Annotated in this window: 6 protein-coding genes; all 6 read left to right on the top strand. The window is 36.9% G+C overall.

The genetic code is table 11. The annotated features are described in order from the left end of the window. Positions 1–752 (top strand): group II intron maturase-specific domain-containing protein (locus AN964_RS14295; protein ID WP_244885873.1); only part of this gene is annotated, 752 nt, incomplete at its 5' end. Between the two features lie 348 nt (positions 753–1100). After that, positions 1101–2042 (top strand): stage V sporulation protein K, encoded by a 942-nt coding sequence (gene spoVK, locus AN964_RS14290; protein ID WP_055740325.1) that lies wholly within the window; start codon positions 1101–1103, stop codon positions 2040–2042. Positions 2043–2371: 329 nt separating this feature from the next. Next, positions 2372–3622 carry a GTPase HflX gene (gene hflX / locus AN964_RS14285; RefSeq protein WP_055740324.1) on the top strand — a complete coding sequence of 417 codons (1251 nt, stop codon included), beginning with the start codon at positions 2372–2374 and terminating at the stop codon, positions 3620–3622. Positions 3623–3638: 16 nt separating this feature from the next. Further along, positions 3639–4901: a methionine gamma-lyase family protein gene (locus tag AN964_RS14280; protein WP_055740323.1), complete on the top strand. Its 1263-nt coding sequence runs from the start codon at positions 3639–3641 to the stop codon at positions 4899–4901. Positions 4902–5045: 144 nt separating this feature from the next. Continuing rightward, positions 5046–5450, top strand: a complete 405-nt coding sequence (locus AN964_RS14275) for a MerR family transcriptional regulator (protein ID WP_055740322.1) — start codon at positions 5046–5048, stop codon at positions 5448–5450. 48 nt (positions 5451–5498) lie between these two features. Beyond that, positions 5499–6833 carry a type I glutamate--ammonia ligase gene (gene glnA, locus AN964_RS14270; protein WP_055740321.1) on the top strand — a complete coding sequence of 445 codons (1335 nt, stop codon included), beginning with the start codon at positions 5499–5501 and terminating at the stop codon, positions 6831–6833. The last annotated feature ends 306 nt before the right edge of the window (positions 6834–7139 follow it).

Raw genomic sequence — 7139 nt, 5'->3', positions numbered from 1 at the left:
TTCTATGCCCTGGCATTATGATTAATGGAGTCATAACGAAATCCGAGGAGGGTACGCCCCAAGGTGGACCATTAAGTCCTTTACTCTCCAATATCGTTCTAGATGAACTAGACAAAGAGTTAGAAAAGAGAGGGCACAAGTTTGTCCGATACGCAGATGATTGTAATATCTACGTAAAATCGAGAAGAGCCGGAGAGCGAGTAATGGACTCGATTACTACTTTCATTGAATTTACTCTAAAACTAAAGGTGAATCGAGAAAAGTCAGCTGTAGACAGACCTTGGAAAAGAAAGTTTTTAGGTTTTAGCTTCACATTTCATAAGAAACTGAAGGTGCGGATGTCAAACCAAAGTATTCAACGTGTCAAGAAACGGATACGAGAATTAACTTCAAGGTCAAAACCAATTCCAATGGATTATAGAATAGAGAAGCTGAATCAATATTTGATTGGCTGGTGCGGATATTATGCATTAGCAGATACACCCACTATTTTCAAAGAATTAGACGAATGGATTAGAAGGCGTCTCAGAATGTGCCAATGGAAAGAATGGAAGAAACCAAAAACCAAAGTAAGAAAACTCATTGGATTAGGGATTCCAAAAGAGAAGGCATACGAATGGGGAAACTCTAGAAAGAAATATTGGAGAATAGCCAGAAGCCCAATCCTACAGAAAACCCTCACAAACTCCTATTGGGAGATGCGAGGGCTGAAGAGTCTTTATGTGAGATATTCTCAACTACGTCAGACATAAATGGAACCGCCGTATACGGAACCGTACGTACGGTGGTGTGAGAGGTCGGGGGTTAGTCACCTCCTCCTACTCGATTGTGACGATTTTCATTGGTAAGTAATGTTTGGGGATGTAGGGGAATAGAATGGATGTAAGGCATTATTTCTTGGGAAAGCGCATAAAATGACAAATAGATAAAAATATGAAGGAAATAGGGTGTATTTTGTCATTATTCGTATTTTTTGTGGTTGCTGATTAGGAAAAAATGGTGAAATATAAAGAATTTTACCGCGTTCTATTATTCATTAGGCATTTGTCACAATTTATGCTTCTAAGCGTATACTGTTTTTAGAATGTGAGGTGAACGCTTTGGATCAACCTATACGTTTGAAAAATAACGGACAAATTAGTATTGTACTTAATTCTCAGCAAAGAGAAATACCTCAACCAAGTATCCATAAGGAAGTTGTTCCAAAGACGAATTCCGTGGAGCATGAAGCATTTAGAGAAATTGAAACAGAATTAAGTGCTCTCGTCGGGATGGATGAAATGAAGAGAATGATAAAAGAAGTGTATGCTTGGATTTATATTAATAAAAAAAGAGAATCAGCGGGATTGAAAGTGAGTAAACAAGCGCTTCATATGATGTTTAAGGGGAATCCCGGGACTGGAAAGACAACAGTTGCAAGGATCATCGGAAAGTTATTTCAGAAAATGAATGTCTTATCCAAAGGACATTTAATCGAAGCTGAAAGGGCGGACTTAGTAGGAGAATATATTGGCCATACGGCACAAAAAACACGAGATTTAATAAAAAAAGCGATTGGTGGAATTCTTTTTATTGATGAAGCATATTCTCTTGGCCGTGGCGGGGAAAAAGATTTTGGAAAAGAAGCGATAGACACACTTGTTAAACATATGGAAGACAAACAGCATGAGTTTATTTTAATTTTAGCAGGCTATTCTAATGAAATGGACTATTTTTTAAGTTTAAATCCAGGACTTCATTCCAGATTTCCACTTGTCTTTCATTTTCCAGACTATTCTGTGGAACAACTGATGGAAATTGGAAAACGCATGTTAAATGAAAAGGAGTATATTCTTAGTCAGGATGCGGAGCGAAAGTTAAGAGAGCATCTTACTTTTATTAAAATGGTCAATCCAATAAGCTTTTCAAATGGACGATATGTCAGAAACATTATTGAAAAATCCATCCGTTCACAAGCGATGAGGCTCCTTTCTGATTCAACGTATGACCGATATGATTTATTAACATTGCGGAGTATTGATTTAGTTTTTCCGGATTCATAGTAATCAAAGCTAGTCGATATGACTAGCTGTTTTTTGCTTTTGGAAATGATAAAATTTCTAATATGGATAACCATTTATATAATTTGTTCAGCTTTAGTACTTATCGGATAGAGATTTCTTCGTCGCCTCATTACGGAAAAGGATATAGGTCATGAACTATCTTGTTGGTCCCGCTTGACAGCGAAGCTGAATTTTGAAGAGTAATTTTACTCATCCGAAGCTGATGAGCGAAGGCTTGTGCTTTTTAATTGGATTGTAATTGTTAAGATATTTTTTTAAAAAAATTTGATAAGATGAAAAAGAGATGTTGTGGAAAGAGAGTTGTAGAGATGACGGAGATAATAAAAGAAAAGGCTATTTTGGTTGGATGCAGTTTACATGATAATGAGGAACGGTTTCAATACTCCATGGAGGAATTGGCTTCCTTAACGGAAACTGCACATGGCCAGGTAGTGACAATGGTATCCCAAAAACGGGAACGCATAGACTCTTCCACCTATATAGGCAAAGGAAAAGTGGAAGAAATAAAACGTATGGAAGAGGAATTGGAGACAGATTTAGTCATCTTTAATGATGAGCTTTCCCCCAGTCAGTTAAGGAATTTATCAAATATTTTAAATGGGCGGGTTATTGACAGGACTCAATTAATTCTAGATATATTTGCTGGAAGGGCTAGGTCTAAAGAAGGGAAATTGCAAGTGGAGCTTGCCCAGCTGCAATACTTACTGCCTCGCTTAATCGGTCAAGGTACCGAACTTTCAAGACTTGGGGGAGGAATTGGAACAAGAGGTCCAGGCGAAACAAAACTTGAATCAGATAGACGTCATATTAGAAGAAGAATTAGTGAGATTAAGAATCAGTTAGAAACCATTGTTAGTCACCGTGAACGATATCGTGAAAGAAGAAAGAAGAATAAAACATTTCAGCTTGCCTTAGTAGGCTATACAAATGCTGGGAAATCAACATTGTTTAATCGTTTGTCAAGTGCAGATTCATTTGAAGAAAATCTGCTATTTGCTACATTAGACCCATTAACAAGAAAAGTTATTTTGCCTAGCGGATATACGGCACTTTTAACCGATACAGTTGGGTTTATACAGGATTTACCAACCACCTTAATTGCAGCATTTAGCTCTACACTGGAAGAAGTGAAAGAAGCGGATATTTTGCTTCATATTGTGGATGCTTCAAATCCAGACTATCATAATCATGAAAAAACGGTTCATAAACTATTGGAGGAACTAGAAATGGACCACCTTCCGCAATTAACCGTGTATAATAAGATGGATGAACGTCATCCTGATTTTGTGCCAACAGCAGAAAATCATATAATGATTAGTGCATTAAGAATAGAAGATCGTCAACTTTTAAAACAAAAAATCGAAGAAGCAGCCATTCAAATAATGGTTCCTTATCATGTTCTAATACCGTCAACAGAAGGAAAGATTTTAGCACAGCTTAAAGTCGAAACCATCCTGCGGGAACTTGTTTTTCTAGAAGAAGCACAAATTTATAGATGCAAAGGATTCGCAATAGCAGATCATCCTGTGTTAGGTTTATTAGAACAATATCAGCAATAGAAGGAGCTCGCATAACATGTTTCAACACTTAATGAACGCAGAAAAATTGAAAGCAATCGTAGAGGACACAGAAAAACAAATAGCTGAGATTACCGATCAAATTGACAAAAGAGTAGATGAAAATCAATTTAGGGTTTTACAAAGCTTTCAAAATAATCGTGTTAGTGATACACACTTTATTCCTTCTACCGGTTATGGATATGACGATATCGGAAGAGATGCATTGGAAAATATCTATGCAGAAGTGTTTGGTGCTGAGAAAGGATTAGTTCGTCCGCAAATTATTTCCGGGACACATGCCATTTCCATTTCTTTATTTGGCATACTTCGCCCTGGGGACGAATTACTGTATATTACCGGAAAACCATATGATACATTAGAGGAAATTGTTGGCATTCGAGGAAGCGGAAATGGTTCATTAAAGGAATTCAATATCCATTATAATAGTGTTCCGTTGACTAATGAGGGAAAAGTGGATTTACAAGCTGTAAAGGAAGCAATTAAACCAAGCACTAAAATGATCGGTATTCAAAGATCGAAAGGATATGCAACAAGACCATCGTTTACAATTGATGAAATTGAACAAATGATTCTGTATGTGAAAAACATAAAACCCGATTTAGTCGTTTTTGTGGACAATTGCTATGGTGAATTTGTGGAGACAAAGGAACCATGCCATGTTGGCGCTGATATAATGGCTGGTTCGTTAATTAAAAATCCTGGTGGAGGCATTGCGAAAACAGGGGGATATATTGTTGGTAAAAAAGAATATATTGAATCATGTTCATACCGAATGACTTCTCCTGGAATTGGTGCGGAAGCAGGAGCGACATTGTATAGCCTCCAAGAAATGTATCAAGGTTTCTTTCTTGCACCTCATATCGTAGGACAAGCTTTAAAAGGTGCGGTATTCACCTCTGCTATTCTTGAGAAATTTAATATGAATACTCAACCTGCCTGGAACTCATACCGAACAGACTTAATTCAATCTGTTCAATTTGATGACCCGGATAAGATGATTGAATTCTGCCAGGCCATTCAATTTTCATCACCTGTCAACTCGTATGTAACACCTTATCCAAGTTACATGCCAGGTTATGAAGATGATGTTATTATGGCTGCGGGCACATTTATTCAAGGTGCAAGCATAGAATTAACTGCAGATGGGCCATTGCGGCCGCCATATACGGCCTATGTTCAAGGAGGTTTAACCTATTCACATGTGAAAATTGCAGTCTGTTCTGCATTGGATCGCTTAATGAATAAAGGTTTAATATAAAAATGTGGAAGGGTCACCATGAAAAAAGGTGATCCTTTTTCTTTTTTTAAAAAATGTATGTTAGAAATTCTAACATCTTATTGACTATTTTTCTAACATAACATATAATCATATCATGCGAGAGGGAAGAAAGGAGAATGAAGCATGAACAAAAAAGAAATAAGACGTTCTATGCCAATTTTACCAATAAGTACAGTAATGCAATTAACGGAACTCTCAGCACGTCAAATTAGATATTATGAAGAACATCAATTGATTTCACCTTCACGTACTGAGGGAAATCGCCGTCTTTATTCCTTAAACGATATAGACTTACTCTTAGAGATTAAGGAGTTTTTAGAGCAAGGAATTAATATGGCGGGAATTAAAAAACTATTAACCATGAAAGCAACAAATGTAGAAGCAGAAAAAGTTCAGCCTGCAGAAGAAAGCAAGACCATTATTTCCGACGAACAAATTCGCAGAGTTCTTCGCGAAGAAATGCTGCAGGCAGGAAGATTCCAACGTCCATCCATGAGACAAAATGAAGTAACAAGATTTTATCATTAATGCTTCAAACTATTAAAAATTTATTTATCCTAGAGGAGGATATTCAAGGTGTCAAGGTATAGCAGAGAAGATATAGTCCGTATTGCTAAAGAAGAAAATGTTAAATTTATTCGTCTTCAATTTACAGATATTTTAGGGACGATTAAAAACGTTGAAATTCCTGTAAATCAATTAGGAAAAGCATTAGATAATAAAATGATGTTTGACGGTTCTTCTATTGAAGGTTTTGTTCGAATTGAAGAATCAGATATGTACTTATATCCTGATCTAGATACATGGGTTGTATTTCCTTGGACTGCTGAAAAAGGAAAAGTTGCTCGATTAATTTGTGATATATATAATCCTGATGGAACTCCATTTGAAGGAGACCCGCGCAATAACTTAAAACGTATTCTTAAGGAAATGGAAGAACTAGGGTTTACTGATTTCAATCTTGGACCTGAACCAGAATTTTTCTTATTTAAATTAGATCAAAAAGGTGAGCCTACCCTTGAATTAAATGACAATGGTGGTTACTTTGACCTTGCACCTACAGATTTAGGTGAAAACTGCCGTCGTGATATCGTGCTTGAGTTAGAAGAAATGGGATTCGAAGTAGAAGCATCCCATCATGAGGTTGCTCCAGGACAACATGAAATTGACTTTAAATATGCACATGCCTTAAAGGCTTGTGATGATATTCAAACATTTAAATTAGTGGTAAAAACGATTGCTCGTAAGCATGGATTACATGCAACATTTATGCCAAAACCATTATTTGGAGTGAACGGATCTGGAATGCATTCTAACCTCTCCTTATTCAACAATGGCAAAAATGCTTTTTATGATCCAAATGGAGAATTAGAATTAAGCGATGTTGCTTATCAATTTATTGCAGGAGTTATCAAACATGCACCAAACTTTACTGCAGTGACAAATCCAACTGTTAATTCATACAAACGATTAGTTCCAGGATATGAAGCACCTTGCTATGTTGCATGGTCCGCACAAAATCGCAGCCCGCTTATTCGAATTCCAGCATCACGCGGTTTAAGTACACGTGTGGAAGTTCGAAGCGTGGACCCAGCTGCTAATCCATACTTAGCAATGGCTGTATTATTGAAATCCGGATTAGATGGTATTAAAAACAATTTACAAGCTCCGGCTCCTGTTGACCGTAATATCTATGTAATGAATAAACAAGAAAGAGAAGAAGCTGGAATTATTGACTTACCAGGAACTCTAATTCAAGCATTAGATAAATTGAAATCTGATGAAGTAATGGTTAGTGCTCTTGGAAGTCACATACTAGAACATTTCCTTGAAGCGAAAGAAATTGAATGGGATATGTTTAGAACACAAGTCCATCCTTGGGAAAGAGAACAATATATGCAACAGTTTTAATAGAGAAGCCCCTTGACACTACCGGTGTTGAGGGGCTTATCATATTAAATAGTCAGTGAATGTGGATGTGTTTTCTAAAATATCCGCCTTCCTCTTCGGAACGAAAAGACGAAGGCAACAGCGAAAAATGAAAAGAATCTTCTCCTAAAACCATCTCGTATAAAAAATCCTCCTGGAGGCGGGTCCCCATCCATCATTCCTCTAAACGTTCTGCCATCACGCATTCTGACTTCAACTGGTTCCCCTCGGAATCTCATCATGGGATTCATATTTCCACTCCTTTCTATACTAAATTACCGATTAAAC

This window comes from Heyndrickxia shackletonii, from assembly GCF_001420715.1.
In the GTDB taxonomy this organism is placed as follows: domain Bacteria; phylum Bacillota; class Bacilli; order Bacillales; family Bacillaceae_C; genus Margalitia; species Margalitia shackletonii.
Note: the sequence above shows the minus strand (reverse complement) of the source record. Positions and strands in the feature narration are given on the sequence as shown.